This window comes from Paraburkholderia sp. TE9906 (assembly GCF_056279605.1).
Genome location: NZ_JBWCCT010000022.1, coordinates 53,493 through 75,022 on the forward strand (window position 1 = coordinate 53,493; position 21,530 = coordinate 75,022).

Here is a 21,530-nt window from a genome sequence, read left to right on the forward strand (position 1 = left end):
TTGACATGAGTGCTGCAAAACAACGGTTTGTCGTCGTCGCGGGCATGCGCCGTGGACGTGTGCTGAGGCGTCAGCACGGCGCGTCGCTGCTGGAAGCCATTTCGTATCTGGGCATTGCCGCGATCGTGGTGATCGGCGCGGTCGCGCTGCTGTCGAGCGCATTCAGCAGCGCCAGTACGAACTCGGTCAACGAGCAGGTCAGCGCCATTCAGAGCGGTGTAAAGAAACTTTATATGGGACAGGCCGCGAGTTACACGGGCTTGACCAATTCGGTGCTCGCCACCGCAGGGGTGTTTCCAGCGGCGTTGACGCCGGCCTCTGACGGCACGATCACCAACACCTGGAATGGCAACGTCACAGTGGCGGTAGCGGCCGCAAACAACGAGTTCACGATCACCTATACGAACGTGCCTCAGAGCGTGTGCGTGAATTCCATCAGCGCAGGCGGCAGCTGGATCGGCATCCAGGTCAACTCCGGCACCAGCTACACGTCGATGCCCATTTCGCCGGCAGACGCGTCGACTGCCTGCAGCAGCACGGACGCCAACACGATCGTGTGGACTTCGACCTGAACTGAGCCGCGCAATGCCGCCACGGACAATGACCCCCGTTCGCACCGACGTTCGGGCCGCTTTACAGGAAGACGTCTGAATGTACGCGCTCTGGATCGCGTTAGCCATGGCTGCGCTAGCCGGTGTCTATTCGCTCGTCGATGTGCATTATGTGCAAGCCACGCCGACGCTTGCGAGCGCCTCGCTCGCGCAAAGCATGGCGGCATACCGCCAGGCGGCGATCCGGTTCGCGCTTGCAAATCCGCAAACAAGCGGCGCCGTATCGGCGGATGCGCTCATTCCCTATCTGGCGGCGGGCACGGCCAGCCCGCTCTGGCGGGTTTATGTGACGCCGAACGCGGAGGTCGCCGGCAGCACGGTGGTCGTCTACACGACATCGGCGAGCGCGGCACCGGCGATTACCGGAATCGAGCAACTCGCGTTTCATTCGGCGTTCGCGGGCGTCGCCAGCAATGGCAGCGTTGTTTCGCCCGGCAATGCTGCGGTCGCTTTGCCGGCTGGAATCGCGGCGACCGTGCCGAACGGAACTCCGGTATGGATCGCGCAGGCATATTGACGGGCCGCGCTCGCGTCGCGTCAGCACCTACCCGCTACCTTCGGGGCGAAGCGTCTCGCGTCGTAAGCGGGTGCGCTGCCGCGCTAGGGGCATCGGTGCGAGGCCGGTCATGACGAACTGGAACATTACCGCAGCGTACCGAGGCAAGACATGAACAACACACGGTCCCGGCAACGTGGCTTCACGGTCGTCGAGCTGCTGGCCGCGCTGGCGATCGCATCGCTGATGATCGCCGGCGTAAGCGCGATGATCGCCACTTCGCTGGAAGACGTGAAAGGCCAGCAAGCGGCGCTATATCAGTCCCAACTGACGCGAGCGGCGGCGCAGCTCATCACGCAGAACGCCAACGCGCTGCTCGGCACCGCCACGACGACGGTGCCGGTAGTCGTGCCGTTAAGCGGCTCGCCGTATCAGCTCGCCACTTACCTGCCGAACGGTGTACGCAATACCAACGCGTATGGCCAGACACCGTGCCTGCTGATTTATGCAACTGGAACGGGCTGGTTGCAAGGACTGCTGGTGACCGAGGGCGGCACGACGATAGCCGATGCTCCGCTTGGTTACATCGCGGCGAACGCGGGGCAGGGCGGCGGATCGATACCGAAGACCAACAACGCGGCAGCGGCAGCGTTCGGCGCATTTGGCGGCTGGAGCGTGGCGTCGCCGAATCCGGCAGGCAAGTCGTGCTCCGGCACGAAGACCGGCGTGGGGCACCTGGTCAGTGAGGTGTTTCCCGACAACGATCAGGCTCAGAACGGCGACTTCCTGTATCGCGTCAGCGTGCCGGGCAATGCCACCGCTAACACCATGCAGGTGCCGATCGTGCTCGCGCAGGAGACCGACTACAGCGCGTGCACGGCAAGCGCCGGTGCCGTGGCGGCGGATGCCAGCAGCAACGTGGTGACGTGCCGCAACGGTCTATGGACACCGGTCGCGTCGATGCACTGGCGAGATCCGGTGGCCTCGGCTGCGGATCTGGGCAATCTCACGCTGATGCCGAATCCCCGTCTCGGCGACGTTGCGATGACGACCAACACGGGCCGCGCCTATACGTTCAACGGCACGGCCTGGCACGCAATCGCGGTCAACGAGCAGGGCTATCTGGATCTGGGCAACCAGTTCACAGTAGGCGCCGCGTGCGCGTCCGACCTCTCGAACACGACGCCGGTGGCGACCGATTCGACGGGCCGGGTGCTGTCGTGCCGCAACGGCACCTGGCAGACCCAGACAGAGATCGAACCCGCCAACAACTACACTGGCTGCACGATCCTGATGGCGTCGCCGAACGCGACCGACTATCAGGGCTGTGGCGGTGTGCCCGGCGGCGCGTGGACGAGCGGTCCGTTTTCGTACAACGCGGCGAACGGCACATACTCGTACACCAGCTATCTGCCTGTGACCATGACCAAGCCCGGCATCATCGCGGCATCGACGTGGGGGCATATGAACGACGGCTCAAGTACTGGCGCGACCGGCGCGCGGGCGCAGATGTCGCAGGACGTTGACGTGCTCGACAGCACGGGCGCATCGCTCGCTCATACCGAGGCGCAGGGTCCGACTCTGACAGACGACTCGGGCGGGATTGCAACCGCGTTGACGCAAGCCGTCAGCGCGGGTACGTACCGCGTTCGTATCGTGACGAACTGGGCCACTTATTCGGTGATCACGACGCCGTGGACGAGCAGTCTACTGGGTCAGCAGGGGCAATCCATCCCGAACACGCCGCTTGTCGAAGGCTGGGCAGTTAATACGTATTACTGATCGAACAGGGAGCGCGGACCTGTGGCGGGACGTGTCTGGCGCGCAGTCTCGCGAACCCAGGTGCGGCAATCGGAAGTAGTCGGCAGGCCTTTGCATGACGGTCGTTGACGAAGGGCCGGGCGGAGCGAATCATCAGTATCCGGAACCGCCCTTTTCTTTCAACGTGAAGATCATGCGAAAACTAGCCTGCACAATTGTGTCGATCATCCTTATGACGTGTTGCGTGGCCGCTTTGCATGCGGCGCCCGTTCACTGGAATGTGAAGGTGATCGATTACGCGGCCGATTCCAAGGACATCAAGGACGTGCTGCGAGACTTCTCTGCGAGCCAGGGTATTCCGGCCAATGTCTCCAAACAGGTGCAAGGCACGGTGACGGGAAAATTCCATATGCCGCCGCAACGCTTTCTGGATACGCTTGCATCGTCGTTCGGGTTTGTCTGGTACTACGACGGCCAGGTGCTCGACATCGTGACCCCGGATGAAATGAAAAGCACGCTCATCAAGCTGGATCATGGCAGCACGGGTCAACTGCGCGCGACCCTCGCGTCGATGCATGTCACCGACCCGCGTTTCAACATCACCTACGACGAGGCGCAGGGCGCGGCCATCGTCAACGGTCCGCCGAACTATGTGAAACTCGTCGGCGACATCGCGCAGCGGCTCGACAACACCACGCAGCATCGGGCCGGCACGGTGGTCCAGGTGTTCCCGCTGCATCATGCATGGTCGATGGACCGCGCGGTAAATGCCGATGGTCAGACGGTCACGCTGCCTGGCGTCTCGACGGTGCTCAACAACATCTACCATCCCCAGCAGAAGAAAGATTCTGGAACGGGCGGCGGAGGCGGAAAAAACACGCGGGCGTCGAACGTGCAGCGTTCGCAGCCGATGACAAGTCTTGGCGGCGCCAGCGGCTCCAGCTCGGGCGCGCCGTTGCCGCAAGGCACGACGCTCGCGAACGGCGAATCGTCGCTCGGCGTGCTGGCGGGACTGAGCGGCCACGCGTCGCCGCAATTGTCGTCGGCGGTGTCGAACGCGTCGAACCAGGGCGAGGCGAGCGGCGACGGCGCCGCGGAAGATGACAAGCTGCCAGTGATCGAAGCGGATCAGCGGACGAACTCGGTGCTGATCCGCGACACGCCGGATCGCATGTATCAATACCCCGAACTGATCCAGCGCCTCGACGTCAAGCCGCGTTTGATCGAGATCGAGGCGCACATTTTCGAGGTCGACGACTCGGCGATCGGCCAGCTCGGCGTGAGTTGGACCGCGCACAACAGCCATGTGGATTTCCAGACCGGCAACGGCCTCACGGCGCAAAACACCTATACCGGAACGCTTTCGCAGAACTTCGGGCAGACCACGCTGGCCGGCAACGTGGTGGCCGCGGCGACGCCGGTCGGCGGCGTGCTCACGACGGTGATCGGCAACGCCGGGCGCTACCTGATGACAAGCGTCTCGGCGCTGGAGGAGCGCAACCTCGCGAAGATCGAGGCGAGCCCGAAGGTCACCACGCTCGACGACATTGAAGCTGACATGGCGAACCAGACGCAGTTCTTCGTCCGCGTAACGGGGTACACGTCGGCCGACCTGTACAGTGTCTCGACCGGCGTCTCACTGCGCGTATTGCCGATGGTGGTCGACGAAAACGGGCGCACGCAGATCAAGCTCGATGTCGCGATTCAGGACGGCCAACTTACCGGCCAGACCGTGGACAACATTCCGGTGATATCGAGCACGAACATCAACACTTCCGCGTTCATCAACGAGGGTGAGTCGCTGCTCGTGGCGGGCTACAAGGCCAACAACCATACCCGCGACTCGACCGGCGTGCCGCTGCTTTCGAAGATTCCTGTACTGGGCAATCTGTTCAAGTACACGGACAAGGAGGACAGCCACATGGAACGGCTGTTCCTGCTGACTCCGCGGATTATCGACCTATAAGAACCGGCCTCTTGGCCGCCCGGGCTTGCCCGGGTTGCCCTTTCCGCCGCCTGCGACGCGAGTCGCTTGCGGCGGTTTTTTTATGCGCGGACGACTACACGCGAGTTAATCGTATGCCTTGTCGTTGGGATGAGCGAACAGTTCCTTCAGTTCCTGGCTGAGCGGATAGCGCAGATTCATGTTGTTGGGCGGGATCGGTTGCGTGAACCACTTGTCGTAGAGTTTCAAGGCCTCGCCCGAGGTTTCCATTGTGGTGATCACGTTGTCGACGAAGGCCTTGAACTCCGGGTCTTTACGCATCATGCACGCATAGTTCTCAGTGACGGGCGGGGTGCCGCGCACGGCATAGTCCTCGGGATTCTTGACCTTGGCGCGTTCTCCATAGAGCAACGGCTCGTCCATCACGAAAGCCACCGCACGTCCGGTTTGCACATTGAGGAACGATTCCGCGTGGTCTTTCGCGCTGATGATCTCCATGTTCATATGGTCCTTCTCATTCATCATGCGCAGCATCCGTTCGTCCGACGTGCCCGCCGTGGTCGCGACGACCTTGCCCGCGAGATCCCCGAAATCCTTGATGCCCGAGTTGCTTTTCGTGATGAAACGAATGCCGTACAGGAAGATGTTGGTCGAGAACGCCGCCTGGTTGTCGCGTGCAAAGGTGTGAGTCGTCGATCCGCATTCGAGATCGATCGTGCCGTTCTGCACGAGCGGAATCCGGTTCTGCGACGTGATCGGGATCAGGCGAACCGTGAGATTCGGCAGGTTGTATTTCGCCTTGATCGCGTCGACGATCTTCATCGCGATGTCCTGCGAGTAGCCAATTGTCTTCTGGTTGTTGTCGTAGTACGAGAACGGAATGGACGATTCGCGCACGCCTAGGTTGATCACCGCCGAACTCCTGATCTTGTCGAGCGTCGCCTGTTCGGCGGCGTGCGCGGTGCCCCCAATCAGCAGCCATGCAGCGGTCAGTGCGGACAGCAGAGCTTTTTGTTTCATGTATATCCCCGTTTGACTTCAGCAGATTATTCGAAGCGGCGTGCGCCGCATTGTGCGGCATCGAGCCGGATCGGACCGAACGGTTCGCGCCTGCGGCAGCCGGCGCGAACCAGCATTTGCTCGGAACGCGGCATCGCGCGCGTGTTGCCGACGCGGGCCACGGTACCCATCGAGCGGCGCGTGAGGGACGTCGACATCCGTTCGCGTCATGCCTCGCCGCACTGTAGCGGCGCCAAAAATCGGACGCGATGCGGCATCCGCATCGGAGTATGCGGCGTTCGCATGGCGGCCTGCTGCTTCGCGTTATCGACTCGGCGCTGGCGGCAACAATGCCATGATCGTGAACAAGCCACGCATTTCGCGGTGTTGAAATGCGTTTGTAAGAGAGCCGGGTCGCCTGTCGAGCCATGGCTCATTACGGAATGTTTCGCTATATGATCTGACAATTGTTCACTTATGATCTGCTAAATGATCGAGGAAGAGGAGATGTCAGTCTTGCTTCGTTCTGGCCAGTACGCTGTGCCGGCAGCCATCATCGGGAACGTGGCTCAAGGCGAAGAGCAAACGCTGTTCGACAGCGAGCCGTGGGGCACGATCGCCCTTGACGCCCGCTATCAGGTTCTCTTTGCGACGAGCGGCGCAGCGCGACTGTTAGGGCGCCATATCGAAACAGGGACAGCGCTCGGCGCGCTGATTCCAGAACTTGAGCCCGCGCATGAACCGTCGGACGAAGGACAGAAAGACCAGTCGCCAACGCTTGCTCTCGCTGAGGGCGTAGAAGTCGCGCTTACCGATCGCTGGCTATGGCTGCGGCTGGAACCGGCAAAAAATGCTGGAAGGGTCGCGGCATTGCTGCGAGTGTCCGACATGACCGATATGCGCCGGGCGCTGACCAATCGCGCGGAATCGTTGCGCTTCCTGTCCCACGATTTGCGCTCGCCGCAAAATTCGATCGTGGCGCTCACGCAGTTGCACGAACAGGACCCGCAGGCCTTCGAGGACTGCGGCGGCATGCAACGCATTGCCGAACTCGCGCGGTATGCGCTTTCGCTGGGCGACCAGTTCATCTTCACGTCCGTGGCGGGCGCACTGCGCCACCGCGACTTCTGCCGCTTCGATCTGCGCGCCGCGGTGCGCAGCGTGATTCCCAAGCTCGAAGTCGCGGCTGTGTATCGCAATGTCGCACTGCGTCTATGGATTGCCGATGAACCCGCAGTGTGGATGAGCGGCGTGCAGGTGTTCGTGATGCGCGCATTGCAGAACCTGATCGACAACGCGATCCAGGCATCGCGAGCCGGCGGTCGTGTAACGGTGTCGCTAAAGATCACCGCCGAGCATGCCGTTATCGTTGTGAGCGATGAAGCCGGTGGTTTGCCGGGCTTATCCGCGGGCGGCGCAATGACCGATTTCGATGGGCTCGGCCCCAAGTCCATTGGCGGCTTCGGGATTGGTTTGAAGCTGTCCGCGCGCATCGTCGGATTGCACGGCGGTACTTTGCATGCCGAAGCAAATCGCGATGCGGGAACGGATTTTGTGGTGCGCTTGCCGCGTCTGTCATTGCACCGAACCGGGCCACGCTCGCCGGTCGGCACGCGTACCGGCGGCTTGGGCCATGCGGCGTTCGAGCGCCCGCCGCGTGGCCGTTCCGATTGATAGAGGGCGCCGATGGTATAGGGAGGCACCCCGTCGGAGTGCAATTATGATGCGTAATCAGACTCGAATCGTATTGTTGGAGGACGATCTGATCCAGCAAGCGGTGCTGGTCTCGTGGCTGAAGGCCGAGGGGTATCAGGTCGAGGCGTTCAACGACGGGCTGGATGCACGCAACCATCTGTCGGACCACTGGGCCGACCTGATGATTTTCGATTGGGACGTGCCCGGCATGTCCGGAGAAAAGCTGCTGAGCTGGGTGCGTGGACGCTCTCGTTCCACCGTGCCCGTGATCTTCCAGACAGTCCATTCCGACGAAGAGGAGATCGTCCGGATTCTCGACACGGGCGCCGACGATTTCCTCGTCAAGCCGGTCGACAGACTCGTGTTCCTCGCGCGTATTCGCGCGTTGTTACGGCGATTTCAGACCGCGGGCAGTGAACGCCGCCGGATGATCGTCGGTCAGTATCTGCTCGACCGGGCAAATCTGACTATCAGCCGGGGCGACATCGTGCATACGCTTGGTGCCAAGGAGTTCGATCTGCTGTGGCATCTCGCGTCGCATCGCGGCATCGTCGTGCAGCGGCAAGACCTGCATTCGGTCGTCTGGGGCTGGGACGGCAGTTCGCAGAGCCGCTCGGTGGACATGTACGTGAGCCGCCTGCGCGCGAGCCTGAAGAGCATGCAGATCGACTGGGTGATCCAGTCCGTCTACGGTAAGGGCTATCGGCTCAATTTGAGCGAAGCGCCGGCGCCGTCCGAGATGGTCGACATCGGCGGCGATGAAATCCTGGCATTGAAGCGTTGACGCGCATCGTGGCGCGCCCGTGCATTGCGCTGGCGCTCGCCTGGCTGTGGAGTGCCGGCGTTGCGGCCGGCTCCGCTCATCCGGACGGCGCGCGGCGCGAGGCCGTGACTGCGAACACGGCCAAGGCGGCCGAGCCGCTTCCCGCAGCGCGCCTTAAACGCTCGGCCCATGCAGCCCATGCATCGCGGTTATGCGAACGCGAGTCTTGCGGTCGCATTGCGCTCCCCGCATGGCATGCCGCGCAATTGCATTACTCGACGAGCGGCACGCCGCTGGTGGACGTATTGCACGATCTGTCTCAGCAAACGCAAGTGCCGGTGGCGTGCGGCGCGCAACTGACCGGCCGTGTCGAAGGCCGCTTCGACATGCCGCCGCAGCGCTTTCTTGAAGTGCTTGCCCGCTCGTTCGATCTCGCCTGGTTTTACGACGGCACTGTTTTGCATGTCGACTCAGCGCGCGCCCAGCCGACGCGCGTGTTTCGCCTCAACTATGCAAGCAGCGCGGATTTGCGCGCGCTTCTCGCGCGGACCGGCAACGATGACCCGCGTTTCCCGCTGCGCGTCGACGCCCCCGCGCATGGACTCGTTACCCTGCGTGCACCCGCGGCGTATCTGTCGCTGGTCGAGCGTGCCGCGCAACAGTTGGAAACGGCGGCGCGCAGGCGGGTGAAAACCTCGGTTCGAATCGTGCCGCTCCGGTATGGGACCGCTACCGATCGCACCGCGCTCACCAACGACAGGAGCAACGTGGTGCTCGGGATCGCAAGCCGCGCCGCGAGCGTGCTCGATCCGCACGGCGACATCCGGGCAGACGTTATCGACTATGAAGCGCCATTACCGGTCATCACCGCGGATCCGCGCACGAACGCCGTGCTCATTCGCGACCGTCCGCCGCGACTCGACGACGACGCGCACGCCGTGGCGGCGCTCGACCGGCCCGAGCAACTTGTCGGGATCCGGTTGCTGATCGCCGCGGTGCGTCCTGAGACGTTGAGCGCGCTCGGCATGTCGGACGCAAGCCATGTGCTTTTGGAGGGAGCGTCGGTGAAAACCGCAGCCGATGCGATACGTCATGCGAGCGGCGCGCGCGTCCTCGCGGATAGTGAATTGCTCAGTGTCGACGGCGTCGCGGTAGGCTACGAAAGCAAGGCACAGCGGCCCGTTGCTTCCACCGGCGCGGTTGCCGTCGATGCGGGTGCAAGCGAACTCCCGGAAGCATCGCCGTCCGGCCCGGAGGCACCCGGCGGCCGCTACAAGCTGGCGGGCAACGCGCGGCATGACGCCGACGTCGCGGTGCGCATCCTGCCTTCGCTAGCCTCCATGTCCGGGCACGGTCCGGTGGTGCTCGCGGTCGAATGGCACGGGGCGGATATCGACGTGGTGCGCATGGCGCTCGATCCGGGCGACGGCCTGCTGATGATCGAAAGGCCGCCCATCGCTCAGGCAGGCGTGGCGCAACAGGCAGTCAAAGCGCCGTTGGCCTGGGTCGCCGTACTGGTGCCGCGGCTCTTGCCGGACTAGAAGGCACGGCGACGGTTTGGGCACGTCTGCCTCGCTCAGGCTCGCAGCCAGTGATAGTCGCCATTGACGATGCCCGCGAACATCTCGTCGCTCGATTCGATAATGTTGCTGCGCCAGTAGCGGCCGTGTTCGATATAGTGGGTCACCAGATCGGCGACTACGGTGCCGTCGACGTCGGGCGTGAGCGGCAGACGCAGAATCAGGATAATGCCGCCCGTCCGCGAGTCGAGTCCCAGCTGCGCCTGGTCCTGTGCGTAGATCAGAAGGTTCGCTTCCAGCATCAGCCGGAATATGACCAATGTGCGGCCAGCGGTGACCGTGCCGTAATGGAAGTTCACGTACATCGCTTCCGGGTCGTTTTCGAAATGATCAAGCCGCACATCGAAGCCTTCCACTTCGATCATGCGCGTTTCCAGTACGTAATCCGCATCGGGCAGTCCGACGACGCCACACGCGTCGCGCAGCACTTCCGCAAATCGTTCGATGCTCATGTCGACTCACCCGAGGCGCAGCGCTTTCATGACTGTCCGGAGTGCAAACGCGGCGCAGACCGCGTTTGCACAATCCGCGAGGACATCAACCCTTCTTCGAATCCTCTTCGGCGTCCTGCGCGCCGGTCTTGGCGATGTTGCTGACCATCTGGATTTGCGACATCATCAACTGCATCATCGTGCTTTCGATCATCAAGGGCACCATGGTGGACATCATTGCTTCCATGCCTGCTGCGGCTCCAAAAGACATCACTGCCTCCAACGGGTAAAGGTTAAAAAGACCAGCTTCAAAGACCTACCTGAAACGACCGGGGTTCAACAACAAAAACTGCGCAGTGCGCACTGCGCACTGCGCACTGCGCACTGCGGACTACGGACTACGGACTACAGAAACTGCGGCGGGCGCCGGCCCGCTTGCTGCCACTTCCTTGCTGACACCGGCTCAATGACTGACTGCCATGTCCGTCAAAGCGAGTTCGTTCAACTGATGCACGATCCGCCGGCCCGCGATCAGTCCGCGATAGATTTTTTGCAGCGCCGCGCGTTCGGTTTCGCCTGTCGCGGCCGAGGTGGCATCGCTCACGCGTTGCGCACAGTCCTCGAATGCGGCGGCGATCGAGGCCACGCTTGCGCCGGCGTGACCCCGCGCAAGCGTGGTTTCTAGCCGGTTCATGTCGTCAATGAGGGCTTCCAGTGCTTCGTACATGGTTTTTTCTCCTGAGTGAGACTGGTTTCAATGAACATCGCCGTGGCTCGGCGTGATCGATTCGCGCAACGTGCGCGGGCCGCTCGCGGCATTGGCTGTGCCCGCTACGAAGACGTGCTTCACGCCGTCCTGGGTCTCCATGTAGCGCGTGTTCCCTACCTCGAGCATGGCCGTGTAGACCACCGTCGACGCGGCGGGCGCTTCCGTCACGTCGATGTCGAGCCGCCTGACGTTGCCGTCCAGGTCCGCGCGCAAGCGATTGAGCGCATCCTCGAAACGCGTGAGCGAGGGCACGACGCCGGCCACCTGGAATACGCCGTTGCCGCCATAGCTCACGTGAATGCCGTCGGTGGCGAGCAGTTCGTCGATGCTCGCGACGTCCGCATGCGCGACGTCGTACTGACGGGCAATCGCATGAAAGCCGCTTCGCGTCAGGATCGAGCGCGCGGCGATGTCTTGCGATGCGTCGTCTACCATGCCGTCGACCACGACAGTGCCGCCTTGCGGGCGTGCCCGCAGCCCGTCGAGGCCGGCTTCGTGCAACTGCCGCCGCAACGTGGCGGCGACCTCGGGCGCGGAGTGCGAAACCGCTACGGACGGCTGGCCGAACAGGACGCTCGCGAGCACGGAGCCGCCCGCGATGAAGAGCGCGCCAACCAGCGCGACGGTTCCCGCCACGCGTAGCCGGCGGCTCCCGAAGGCACGCTGCCTTGCGCCGGTCTCTGCATCCGGCGCGCCCGCGCCGTGGGGCGGCGCCCCTGGCACGCCGGTGCCGTTGTACATGCTGGCGAGCAACTGGATATCGGGCGGCCATGTCGCGTCTTCGCCGCCAAAGCACAGCACCGTGGTGCCGAACGGAAACGGTACGAAATCCGGAATCATCACCACCGACTGATCGGCGTCGGACGCGTTCGAACGCCGCGCGTTGATCACGCCGGATTCGTCGAGTTCGATGACGACTTCGTCGTCGTCCCAGTCGGTGATGCAGATGTCGGTGTCGTCCGCCTTGCCGATCCGGTAGCGACCCGGCGTCAGGCGCGCCTGAATACCCGCATGGGTGCCGGTCAGGATGCGCAGGATCTTCATTGGAACTCTCGTTCAGTAGGCAGTCTTCACGTTCGCCGGGCCGTGGTGCATCGCGGCGTTGCAGGCTTAACATTACGCGAGCGGCGGTCGTATTCAATCCGGATTGCGAAGCTATGACGCAGGCCCCGAACCGCTTCCGCGCGGAACGCCGGCTGCCGCGCTGCTATCGTTGTCAAATGCCTGTGCATGGCTGGTGCCGCGCCTCGATTCGTTCTCCGGCGCGATCGCGCCGGTCGCGCTGCCGTCTGCGACACGCCAGCGCGACATGCCGAGCGCGTTGTGCTGACTCAGCGAGCGTTGCCGCAGAGTCGGGCTCGAGGTCCGCAGATCGTGAAACGCGCAAAGCGGCGTCAGCGCGCCAGTTGCCCCACTGCCGGCGCTAAAGCGCAGGAAATCGCGCAGGAAACCTTGCAGGTCGTCGTAGCCCGTCTTTGTGTAGTCGAGCGCGAGGGTGCGCGCTTTCAGCACATCCTCGGTAACGGCGTGCGGGTCATGGCCGGCGCAACGTTGCCGGATGAGGGCCTCGCGCATTGCGTCGACATACACGAGCGGCTGGTCGTGCGTGCGTGCCGCAACTGTCTGCAGTTCGGTACGCCCGGCCGTGTTGATGCGCCCGAGCGCAAGAACGCGTTTCCTCATCGCACCGGGACGTTGCTCGTCGCGGTTTTGATCACGACTGTCGCCGTGGTTGCCTTCGCGCTGGTCCGGCCATCGGCTAAGCGCGCCTGTTTGTGCGGTCGGCAGATCGCGTGCGGCGTGAGCCACGTGCCACCGCAACGTGCGCACCGGACGATGCGGGCCGCGCTGCGGATGCTCGGGTGACGGCCTCTGCTTCTGCCGGCGGCGTTGATGCTGATTCTGGTCCTGCGGCTGCTGTTGCTTGTGCTTCTGCTGATGCTGGGGTTGTCCGCGCTCGTCGTGTTTGCCCGGCGCATGCGTCGGCGACTTCGCACCATGCAGAAGATGTTCCAGTTGAACCGCATTGGTCGCTCGATGATGCGGCGCGGGGCCACTGGCGTGCCGGAACAGACTGTTGCGGTAGGACCGCGGTATACGGCTAACATGCCTGCGGCTATGAATGGCGCCCTCGTGCTCCGCTGCGGAGGTTTCCTGAACTGCCGCGCCCGCAGGCGTGTAGCGATCGGCCGTGCTCATGTCGGCACGGCCACGCTGAGCAGGCGCATCGCGAAACGCAGGATGGTCGAGCCGCTCCACGCGGCAGTCAGCACGATTGTTCCGGTGACCGCGCACAGCTTGACGCAATGCGAGATGGTCTGGTCCTGTAGCGACGTCACCGCCTGGACGAACGCGACAATCAACCCGGACAGCGCCGACACCACGATCACCGGAAGTGAGATATACAGACACAGCAGCAGCCCCTGGGTGGTGAGGCCGATCAGATCTTCCGTTTTCATGAGGCGCGCCTATTTGTAGGTGAGAATGAGGCCGTGAATCAAGGTTGACCAGCCGTCCATGGCGACGAACAGCAGCAGCTTGAACGGAATGGCGACGTTGGTGGGCTGGATCTGGTTGAGCCCCATCGCCAGCAGTACGTTGGCAATGATCAGGTCCACCACGATGAACGCGATGTACAGGAGGAAGCCGATCTTGAACGCGTCGGCGAGCTCGGTGAGCGTGAAGGCGGGGGCCAGCACGATCAGGTCGTCTTCCCGCAATTCGTTCGCGAGAGCCTGCGGCCAGATCACATGCGCTGAGCGCAGGAAGAACAGCCGCTCACGTTCGCGCGAGTGCTTCTTCAGAAACTGCCGGAACGGCTCCTGTGAAGCGCCGAACGCCTGGATCATCACCTGCGCGGGCGAGGACGCCAGTGTCTCGTGGCGCATCGTTTCACCCGCGCTCATGCCGATCGGCGCCATCACGTACAGCGTGACCAGGATTGCGATGCCGTTGAGCACCATGTTCGGCGGCACCTGCTGCACGCCGAGCGCGTTGCGCAACAGCCCGAGCACGACGACGATCTTCGCGTACGAGGTCACGACCATCGCGACGAACGGAATCAGGCCGATCGCAATGACCGCGACGAGTAGCGCGGTGAGGTCGTTAATCTGCGTCATGGCTGCCGAACATCTCGATGACGCGCACGCCCAGTTGTTCGCCGACGCTGACGAGTTCTCCCACGCCGATCAGCTGGCCGTAGGACACGAGCCGCACACGTGCATCGCGCAGCGTGCCTGGCAATTCGAGTACGTAGCCGGCACGTAACGCCGACAGCTGAACCAGCGGCAGCGTCACGGTTTCGATTTCGAATCTCACCGGCAAGTCGAGTTCGTCGATGGAAGTGCCCACGTCCGGTTCCATGGCGGGCAGGTCGCTGCGATCGTTGCGGTAGGTCATGTCGGGGTCCCTGTTGATGACAAGCTGTTTGCCGTCGAGCGTCGCGCGTGCGACGAACTGATGCATTCCTGGCGGCCCCCAGCGAAGCTCGAGGTCCGCCACCGGCCCGCTCGCGCCGTCCAGGCCGCGCAGCGAGGGGGCGAGCGCGCGCAATATCACGTCGCCGGAGCGTAGCCGGTTCAGCGTGCCGATGCGCAGCTTCTTGTCGCCGACGATCAGATAGCCGGGTACGCGGATGCCGCTCACGCGCTGGGTGAAGGGCAGCCGGTGCGCGCGCAGTTGGCGTTCGAGCAGATCGAGCCAGGCGGTATCGACGTTGCCGAGTCGGCATTCGAAACGCTGCGCGTGACGGGTGAAGCGCACGTCGAGCGTCGGGCCGTCCGGGGCTCGCCGGCCCAAGGCGGCGACGCCTACACCGGGCGCGCCGAGTGTGTCGAGTGCATCGATCAGCGGCGCAAGCAGTAGCGCGGCCACCGCGCAGCGCAGCGGAGCCGTCGCGGACGCGTCATCGTGGGCGACGCTGGTTGCCGCCGCGGTCAGAGCGGGATATTGCGCTGGATCGAGGCCGATCGAGGCGAGACCGCCTTCGTATTGCAGATCGATCCAGCAGGCGTTCTGCGGGCCGCCGTCCCCGATGCCGTGACCGACATGCCAATCGGCGATGTCGAGCGCCTGGCGAAAGCGCTCCTCGAGGCGCCCGTCGCAGAAAAGCCGCGTCAGGCGGGCGATGGCGGGATCGATCGAGGGAAGTGCGATCGCGGAATCATGCAACGAGCTGACGAGGTGACGTGCGGAAGTCGCTGTGCGGTCCATGTAGAGACGAGCCAGATACTCGTTAATCGGTTGAAGGGAGTTTTCTTCGCCGGGCAATCGGAAGGCGCTCACGCGGTTTCGATCGACACGTCCCGGGGTGTATCGAGTTGAAGGAGCAGGTTGGTCAACTGTTCCTTCAGTACGTGTGCATGTCGGGATACTAGTTGCCGGGTGCTGTTCGAAGCCGCGTCGAAGCGAAGCGTCAGGCAGAAACGCGAAAGATCGAGATGCAGCATGCAGCGGGGCAGCAATGCGTCGTCGAGCTTCAGCGTCAAGCTCCAGTTGCCGTTCTCCACCACTGCGTCGTCGCTGCAGAAATCGGCGACGTGCGCGGCGACGAAACTCATCAGTTGGGTGAGCCGTAACTGCTCGATCCCAAGCGCGGCGACGAACGGCGCGGCGTGTGCCTCGATGCGGCGTTCCCGGGCCTCATGCCGCGCCTGCGCGCGCGCCAGAGCCGCGTGTGGATTAGTGCCGTCGGCGCCGCTCATGAGAAGGTCGTCCTCGTCTTCATCTTCGCCTTCAGGTTCATCGCGCTCGTCCACGCAGGCGGCGACTCCACCGGCGGCGCTTGAGGCCGTGCAGTACGGCCCGATGTCGCGGCCGTCGCGCTCGGGGGCAGCGCCGGCCGGCGGCGGCCGTTCTCCATGCGCGCGCAGCGCCTCGCGTAGCGCGGCCCGTTCGCTGCGCAAGCGCGCCTCTCGAACGAGTTCGCGATAGTCGATACCGCGCCGCATACGCGCGCGCGGTGCGTGGCGGCTGCTTCCGTCGGAATCGTCGTCGGGCGCGAGAATGCGCAATGTAATCGGGGAGCCGTCCATGGCCGCTCCTTACAGCGCGACACGTCCGAGCGGACGCAGTTCGACATGTTCGCCGAGTTCCTGATACGAGTAGACGCGCAGCCAAGGGATGTGTGCCTCGATCATGCGCCGCACATAGCGGCGTATATCCATCGACGTGACGAGCGCGACGTCGCTGCGCGCCGTGTCGCCGGCATAGGTGGCGATGCGCTCGGCGAGCGCGCGAACCTGGTCGGGCGGCAGGGCGAGAAAGTTGCCGGTGGGTGTCTGCTTGATCGATTGACGGATGTGCTGTTCCAGTTCGTTGGTGAACAGCACTGCTTCGAGAGTCGGCGCGCCGCCGCTCGCCCGGTAGGCGATGAAACGTGACAGGTCGCCGCGCACGTACTCCGTGAGCATCAGCATGTCCTTTTCCTTCGGCCCCCAGTTCACGAGGCTTTCCATGATGCTTCGTGCGTTGCGGATCGGCACGTTCTCTTCCAGCAGGCGGCGCAGCACGTCGGCGATCCGTTGCAGCGGCAACGCCTTTTGCACTTCGGCGATGAGACCCGGATATTCCGCGCCCAACTGGTCGAGCACCCACTGCGTTTCCTGAATGCCGAGGAACAGTTTCGCGCGAGCCCGCAACAGGCCGATGGTGTCGTTTGCGATCACCTGTTCGGCGCGCCACAGCACCGCGCCGCCCGGCGCCTGGCGTTCGGGCGCCCAGTAGCTGTCCGGCATGCCGCCCGCCGGACCCGCCTTCTCGCATAGCGCGGCGAGCGCGGGGTCGGACGCGGCGCCCGGCACCATCACCTTGCCCTGCGGAATGCGCAGACGCGCGCTCGGCACGTCCTGCACGAGGATCTCGAATTCGCCGGTTTCCAGATCGGTGGCGGTCCACATCGTGATGCCGGGGAACGGCAGGCCGATCTCCTCCTGCAAGGCGGTGCGTTGTGATTCGAAGGCCGCGTCGAGCGCAGCGGGCGACAGACGCTCGGCCAGGTCGTGCGCGAGCCGTACGCCGAGCGCGCTGGTGAACTGCGGCGCGTGCTTGAGTATGGTCGGCGCGTCGCCCTTCGAGCCCGCGCGTTGCAGCGCCATGACTGCCTTGCCTGATTGCTGCGCGGCGCTGCCGTCCGGGCGCCGCGCCAGTTTGTAACCGGCGAACGCGAGAGCCGCCGACAGCAGCAGAAAGAGTTCCCACGGAAAACCGGGCACCGCCGCGAAGCCGAGCAGCAGCAGAGCGGCGAAGTACATCGCGCGGGAGTTGCCGCCTACCTGGCGCAAAATTTCGTCGCCGAGCGAGCGGCCGCTTTTTTCCGATGTCTCGTCGGACACGCGCGTGATCATCACGCCGGCCGCCACTGAGATCAGCAACGATGGAATCTGCGAGACCATCGCGTCGCCTATCGACAGAATCGAGAAGCGGTTTGCCGCGTCGGCCGCGCTCATGTCGTGATAAGCCATGCCCACCGCGATGCCCGCGACCATGTTGACGAGCGTGATGATGAGGCCCGCGATCGCATCGCCTTTCACGAATTTCATTGCGCCGTCCATGCCGCCGTATAGCTGGCTTTCGACCGCTAGCCGCGCGCGTTTGCGGCGCGCTTCGTCGGGCGTCAGCAGGTTCGCGCGCAAGTCGGCGTCGATGCTCATCTGCTTGCCCGGCAGCGCGTCGAGCGTGAAGCGCGCGCCGACCTCGGCGACCCGTTCCGAGCCCTTGGCGATCACGATGAACTGCACGGTCGTGATGATGAGGAACACCACCAGACCGACCACCAGATTGCCCCCGACCACCAGTTCGCCGAAGCTCTCGATGATGTGACCCGCGTCGGCGTGCAGCAGGATCGACTTGGTAGACGCGATGTTCAGCGACAACCTGTAGAGCGTCGTGAACAGAAGCACGGACGGGAACGACGAAATCTGGGTGATCGACGGCACGTACATGGTGACCATCAGCAGCACGACGCTGATGCAGATGTTGACCGACAGCAAGCCGTCGATTATTTCCGGAGGCAATGGCAGGATCATCAGCGAGATGATCGCGACGACCACCAGCGCGATGCCGATTTCGCCGCCGGCGGGGAACTTCAGGGTCTTGAGCATGCTTGGCTCCAGGGGCTTCGAGGGGACTCGTGATTCATCGCGGGTCGTGAAGAGGTGCCTCCCCGCCCGCGGTGTCGTCAGCGGACGCCACGCGCACGGACTCAGGCACGGGCGGCGGCCGCATCGACTGCACCCAGCGCAGGATTGCCGCTACCACCTGGAACAGTTCCGGCGGGATCGACGCGTGTTCGTCGACCTTGTGGAGCGCGCGTGCAACGGGCGGATTGGCAACAATGGGCACGTCGAACTGCGCGGCGAGCCGGCGAATCTCGAGTGCGTCGGCATCGACGCCCTTAGCCAGCACCACCGGCAACGGCGATTCGTCGGGCGCATAGCGCAGCGCGACGGCATAGTGAGTCGGGTTGACCACCACCACGTTCGAACGTGCGACAGCCGCCTGGCGGTCGCCGCCGCCGTTGACCATTTCCTTCGCGCGCTTGCGCCGCTCACGCTTGAGCTTGGGTTCGCCTTCCCGCTCTTTCATCTCGCGCTTCACCTCGTCCTTCGACATGCGTTGCGAGCGCAGCATCAGCCAGTGCTGGATCTTCCAGTCGACGGCGCCGATCGCCAGAAACAGCACGGCGGTGACGAACAGCACCTTGAGCAGCGCGCTCCACAGGATCGAGGAAAGCAGCGCAAGAGGCTCGTACATGGCGGTGGTGATGAGCGGAAACATCGACACCATCGTCTTCCATAAGGCAACGCCGACCACCAGCGCCTTGATCGTCATCTTCAGCAGATCGATCATCGAGCGCTTCGAAAAGATTTTCTTGAAGCCTGTCGCGGGCGACAGTCGATCGAACTTAGGCATTACCGGATCGAAGGCGACCTGAACGCCTACTTGCGCGCCGATCGCGAGCGCGGCGGTCAGCATCGCCACAATGCTCACCGCGCAGCACGCAATCGCGCCGGTCGCGAGCATATGCATCAGAGCGGAGGCAAGCGCCTGCGTGGAGCGGTCGGTCGAGCAGAAATCGAGCGCGAGATTTACCGTTTGATGCAGCCCGTCGAGGAGCGGGCGCGCGGCAAACTTGCAGATCGCGATCACCACCAGCACGAGCAGGGCCGCGACGAGGTCGCCGCTTTTCGTCACGGTGCCTTTCTTGCGCGCGTCCTTCAGCTTGCGCCGGGTGGGCTGTTCGGTTTTTTCGTCGCTCATGAGCTTTCCGTTAGGCCGCCCGGTCCCGGGGGCACGCTGCGTTTCTCACGCATGGCTCGACGATAGGTGAACAGCGTCTAGCAAGACGGGCGGCGCGCGAAGACCGGCTGATCAGTCCGAAGCGGGTTCAGCGATCAGCGACAAGGCGGCGCGACACATGGCGCGGGCCGCTTCATGGCGAATGAACGGAATACGCCGAGGCACACTTCGCGGCTCTGTAGGCTTCGCAATCCTGAGGGTCGCTTCGCCCCGACGCATGGGTGGGCCGCTGCGGGTTTGCTACCTTGAGCACGTCGACGATATTCATTTGTTCACTTCTTCAAAGGCGAAACAGACATGGACGGCAAACCTGAATACGCGAAGTGCAGCAACAAGCTGGTGAGCGCGTTGCGCGAAGTCGTTCGGCTTGCGCTGCTCGACCAGTTTCCCAATCCGCGCATGGGTAGCGACGAGGCCGAGCATCTGCTCGACGCGCTGCATGTGCTGCGGCTCGGCCGCCCCGAACTGACGCTTTACGACGGCTTCGTGCATATCGTGCATCGGAACTGGATCGACGCGATAGCGGTGTTCGAAGGCCTTGCGTCGCAAGGCAAGTGCATGCCGGGCAGCAAGGCGATGCTCGCGTATTGCCTGAACGCGAGTGGCAATTCCGACTGGCGCATCGTCGCCGGGCAAATGCGTGACGACGACGGCAGTCTCACCGAGGACGCGCGCCTGCTGCTCGACTCGATCGAATTGCGCGCGGATCTGCAGCAGGCGCAGCTCGATGCGCAAGCGTCCGGCACGTTCCAGGTGCCCGAATCGCTCGGCCGCTTGCGTGAGCGGCTTGGCATCCGTCACCCGAACGAGGCGGTCGAAGGTGAGTCGGCGCACGCTTCTTTCGCCAACGCTGAAGAAGGTCAGTACCTGCGTCTTTGAGCGCGATCCGATCCGGAGTAGAAAATGAATCTCAGCCTACCCATGCTCGAACTGCCGCAGATGCTCATGCAAGGCGCGGCCGGCGCTGGCGCCGGTGCGTCTGGCGCGGCGCTGCCGCCAATCCATGCCGCGCCGCACGAGGTCGCCAGCTTCGAACAGATGATGCAGCGCGGCGTGCTGGCGCCGCCGCAGCCGCACGGCAGCCACGCCGGCTCGCTCGCTTCGCAGCTGGTGCTGAGCGAGGACGAGGCGCTCCAGACAGTCTCGAACGACGCGCTTTATATGCTCAACAACGCCAATCAGATGACGTTGAACGAGATCGCGGCGTCGTCGATGCAGATGCAGATCGAGACGACGAGCTTGCAGGTGGACATGTCGATGAAGATCAGCGTCGTGGAGTCGTCCAAGGGCGCGCTCGAAACTCTCATGAAGAACCAGTGACCATGAACCTCGCTAACCGTATTGGCCGGCGCGGCGCGTCGCTTTGCCTCGTGGCGGCGCTTTGCCTGACGCTCGCCGGCTGCAAGCAGGAGTTGTACGGCAATCTGAGCGAGCATGCCTGCAATCAGATCGTGGCCGCGCTGCTGCAGGCCGGTATCGACGCGAAGAAGGTGACCGGCGACGGCGGCAAGACCTGGAGTGCGCAGGTCGACGAAGGCCAGATCGTGCAGGCGATGAACGTGTTGCGTGAGCACGGTCTGCCCGAGCAGAAGTACGACGACCTTGGCGCGCTGTTCAGAAAGGACGGCCTCGTCTCGACGCCGACCGAAGAACGCGTGCGCTTCATCTACGGCGTGTCGCAGGAACTGTCGGACACGCTCTCGCAGATCGACGGCGTGGTGGTGGCGCGCGTGCATATCGTGCTGCCGGACAACGATCCGCTCGCGACGACAGTGAAACCGTCGTCGGCGTCGGTGTTCATCAAGTATCTGCCGACCGCCAACCTCACCACGCTCGAGCCGCAGATCAAGAACCTGGTGGTGCACAGCGTCGAGGGTCTGTCGTATGACCAGGTAAGCCTGACGGCGGTCGCCGGCAATCCGCTCGACGCCGTCGCAAGGACCGATGCAGGCAGTCCGGTCATGCGAACGGTCGCTATCGTCGTGTTCGTGCTCGCGGCGCTGTCGCTGCTGTTCAACTGGTTGCGCAGAAAGACGGGCGGCGCCAGAGCTGGCGCCGACGCCGGCAGCGCGGCCGCGGAGCCCACGCTCAGGACGGAGGAGCGGATCGGCGCGGGACTGTCGGCCGGGCTCTTCAAACAGTCCAAGCCGGCCGACGGCGCGCACGGTTGATGAACGACTGC

General features: G+C 63.7%; 23 protein-coding genes. 10 read left to right on the forward strand and 13 right to left on the reverse strand.

The genetic code is table 11. The features are described 5' to 3' along the window. The first annotated feature begins 5 nt into the window (after nt 1-5). The 4 genes from ACZ9H4_RS34810 to sctC all read left to right on the forward strand — a co-directional run bounded on the left by ACZ9H4_RS34810 (nt 6) and on the right by sctC (nt 4,834). Nucleotides 6-572 carry a type 4 pilus major pilin gene (locus ACZ9H4_RS34810; RefSeq protein ID WP_408148641.1) on the forward strand — a complete coding sequence of 189 codons (567 nt, stop codon included), beginning with the start codon at nt 6-8 and terminating at the stop codon, nt 570-572. Between the two features lie 79 nt (nt 573-651). After that, nucleotides 652-1,128 (forward strand): type IV pilus biogenesis protein PilM, encoded by a 477-nt coding sequence (gene pilM / locus ACZ9H4_RS34815; protein WP_408148643.1) that lies wholly within the window; start codon nt 652-654, stop codon nt 1,126-1,128. A 150-nt stretch (nt 1,129-1,278) separates the two neighbouring features. Then, a complete protein-coding gene (pilV, locus tag ACZ9H4_RS34820) occupies nt 1,279-2,889 on the forward strand; it encodes a shufflon system plasmid conjugative transfer pilus tip adhesin PilV (RefSeq protein ID WP_408148645.1) in 1,611 nt (536 codons plus the stop codon). Between the two features lie 172 nt (nt 2,890-3,061). Beyond that, entirely contained in the window at nt 3,062-4,834 is a 1,773-nt protein-coding gene (gene sctC / locus ACZ9H4_RS34825) for a type III secretion system outer membrane ring subunit SctC (RefSeq protein WP_408148647.1), read from the forward strand. A gap of 105 nt (nt 4,835-4,939) precedes the next feature. Here sctC and ACZ9H4_RS34830 read toward each other — a convergent pair whose 3' ends face one another. Continuing rightward, nucleotides 4,940-5,833 carry a glutamate/aspartate ABC transporter substrate-binding protein gene (locus ACZ9H4_RS34830; RefSeq protein ID WP_408148649.1) on the reverse strand — a complete coding sequence of 298 codons (894 nt, stop codon included), beginning with the start codon at nt 5,831-5,833 and terminating at the stop codon, nt 4,940-4,942. A gap of 26 nt (nt 5,834-5,859) precedes the next feature. Next, nucleotides 5,860-6,030 carry a hypothetical protein gene (locus ACZ9H4_RS34835; RefSeq protein WP_408148651.1) on the reverse strand — a complete coding sequence of 57 codons (171 nt, stop codon included), beginning with the start codon at nt 6,028-6,030 and terminating at the stop codon, nt 5,860-5,862. Nucleotides 6,031-6,319: 289 nt separating this feature from the next. On the opposite strand from ACZ9H4_RS34835, the gene ACZ9H4_RS34840 reads away from it, so the two are divergent. Genes ACZ9H4_RS34840 through ACZ9H4_RS34850 form a run of 3 tightly spaced genes read left to right on the forward strand, consistent with a single transcriptional unit; the run spans nt 6,320 to nt 9,811 of the window. Beyond that, nucleotides 6,320-7,486 (forward strand): sensor histidine kinase, encoded by a 1,167-nt coding sequence (locus ACZ9H4_RS34840; RefSeq protein WP_408148653.1) that lies wholly within the window; start codon nt 6,320-6,322, stop codon nt 7,484-7,486. A gap of 49 nt (nt 7,487-7,535) precedes the next feature. Further along, nucleotides 7,536-8,291 (forward strand): response regulator transcription factor, encoded by a 756-nt coding sequence (locus ACZ9H4_RS34845; protein ID WP_408148732.1) that lies wholly within the window; start codon nt 7,536-7,538, stop codon nt 8,289-8,291. Next, on the forward strand, nt 8,288-9,811 hold the full coding sequence (locus ACZ9H4_RS34850; RefSeq protein ID WP_408148655.1) for a secretin N-terminal domain-containing protein: 1,524 nt from the start codon (nt 8,288-8,290) through the stop codon (nt 9,809-9,811). The genes ACZ9H4_RS34845 and ACZ9H4_RS34850 overlap by 4 nt, the downstream gene beginning before the upstream one ends. Before the next feature lie 35 nt (nt 9,812-9,846). Here ACZ9H4_RS34850 and ACZ9H4_RS34855 read toward each other — a convergent pair whose 3' ends face one another. The 11 genes from ACZ9H4_RS34855 to sctU all read right to left on the reverse strand — a co-directional run bounded on the left by ACZ9H4_RS34855 (nt 9,847) and on the right by sctU (nt 19,309). Continuing rightward, nucleotides 9,847-10,302, reverse strand: a complete 456-nt coding sequence (locus tag ACZ9H4_RS34855; protein WP_408148657.1) for a CesT family type III secretion system chaperone — start codon at nt 10,300-10,302, stop codon at nt 9,847-9,849. Nucleotides 10,303-10,387: 85 nt separating this feature from the next. After that, nucleotides 10,388-10,552: a hypothetical protein gene (locus ACZ9H4_RS34860; protein WP_408148659.1), complete on the reverse strand. Its 165-nt coding sequence runs from the start codon at nt 10,550-10,552 to the stop codon at nt 10,388-10,390. 192 nt (nt 10,553-10,744) lie between these two features. Further along, entirely contained in the window at nt 10,745-11,008 is a 264-nt protein-coding gene (locus tag ACZ9H4_RS34865; protein WP_408148661.1) for a type III secretion system protein, read from the reverse strand. 27 nt (nt 11,009-11,035) lie between these two features. Next, the gene (locus tag ACZ9H4_RS34870) at nt 11,036-12,094 is read right to left on the reverse strand and encodes a type III secretion system protein (protein WP_408148663.1); all 1,059 of its coding nucleotides are present in this window, start codon (nt 12,092-12,094) and stop codon (nt 11,036-11,038) included. A 111-nt stretch (nt 12,095-12,205) separates the two neighbouring features. Beyond that, nucleotides 12,206-13,249, reverse strand: a complete 1,044-nt coding sequence (locus ACZ9H4_RS34875) for a hypothetical protein (RefSeq protein ID WP_408148665.1) — start codon at nt 13,247-13,249, stop codon at nt 12,206-12,208. Further along, on the reverse strand, nt 13,246-13,509 hold the full coding sequence (sctS, locus tag ACZ9H4_RS34880) for a type III secretion system export apparatus subunit SctS (protein WP_408148667.1): 264 nt from the start codon (nt 13,507-13,509) through the stop codon (nt 13,246-13,248). The genes ACZ9H4_RS34875 and sctS overlap by 4 nt, the downstream gene beginning before the upstream one ends. Before the next feature lie 9 nt (nt 13,510-13,518). Next, entirely contained in the window at nt 13,519-14,169 is a 651-nt protein-coding gene (sctR, locus tag ACZ9H4_RS34885) for a type III secretion system export apparatus subunit SctR (RefSeq protein ID WP_408148669.1), read from the reverse strand. Next, entirely contained in the window at nt 14,156-15,334 is a 1,179-nt protein-coding gene (gene sctQ, locus ACZ9H4_RS34890) for a type III secretion system cytoplasmic ring protein SctQ (RefSeq protein WP_408148671.1), read from the reverse strand. Before sctQ ends, sctR begins: the two co-directional genes overlap by 14 nt. After that, nucleotides 15,331-16,062 carry a type III secretion system protein SctP gene (gene sctP / locus ACZ9H4_RS34895; RefSeq protein WP_408148673.1) on the reverse strand — a complete coding sequence of 244 codons (732 nt, stop codon included), beginning with the start codon at nt 16,060-16,062 and terminating at the stop codon, nt 15,331-15,333. Before sctP ends, sctQ begins: the two co-directional genes overlap by 4 nt. 30 nt (nt 16,063-16,092) lie before the next feature. Continuing rightward, nucleotides 16,093-18,150, reverse strand: coding sequence for a type III secretion system export apparatus subunit SctV (sctV, locus tag ACZ9H4_RS34900; protein ID WP_408148675.1), 2,058 nt, complete (start codon nt 18,148-18,150; stop codon nt 16,093-16,095). 34 nt (nt 18,151-18,184) lie between these two features. Then, nucleotides 18,185-19,309, reverse strand: a complete 1,125-nt coding sequence (gene sctU / locus ACZ9H4_RS34905) for a type III secretion system export apparatus subunit SctU (protein ID WP_408148677.1) — start codon at nt 19,307-19,309, stop codon at nt 18,185-18,187. Between the two features lie 336 nt (nt 19,310-19,645). On the opposite strand from sctU, the gene ACZ9H4_RS34910 reads away from it, so the two are divergent. The 3 genes from ACZ9H4_RS34910 to sctJ are packed head-to-tail and all read left to right on the forward strand — an operon-like array spanning nt 19,646 to nt 21,519. Beyond that, nucleotides 19,646-20,227 (forward strand): HrpB1 family type III secretion system apparatus protein, encoded by a 582-nt coding sequence (locus ACZ9H4_RS34910; RefSeq protein ID WP_408148679.1) that lies wholly within the window; start codon nt 19,646-19,648, stop codon nt 20,225-20,227. 24 nt (nt 20,228-20,251) lie between these two features. Next, nucleotides 20,252-20,668, forward strand: a complete 417-nt coding sequence (locus tag ACZ9H4_RS34915) for a hypothetical protein (protein ID WP_408148681.1) — start codon at nt 20,252-20,254, stop codon at nt 20,666-20,668. A 2-nt stretch (nt 20,669-20,670) separates the two neighbouring features. Further along, nucleotides 20,671-21,519, forward strand: coding sequence for a type III secretion system inner membrane ring lipoprotein SctJ (sctJ, locus tag ACZ9H4_RS34920; protein WP_408148683.1), 849 nt, complete (start codon nt 20,671-20,673; stop codon nt 21,517-21,519). Nucleotides 21,520-21,530: the final 11 nt, after the last annotated feature.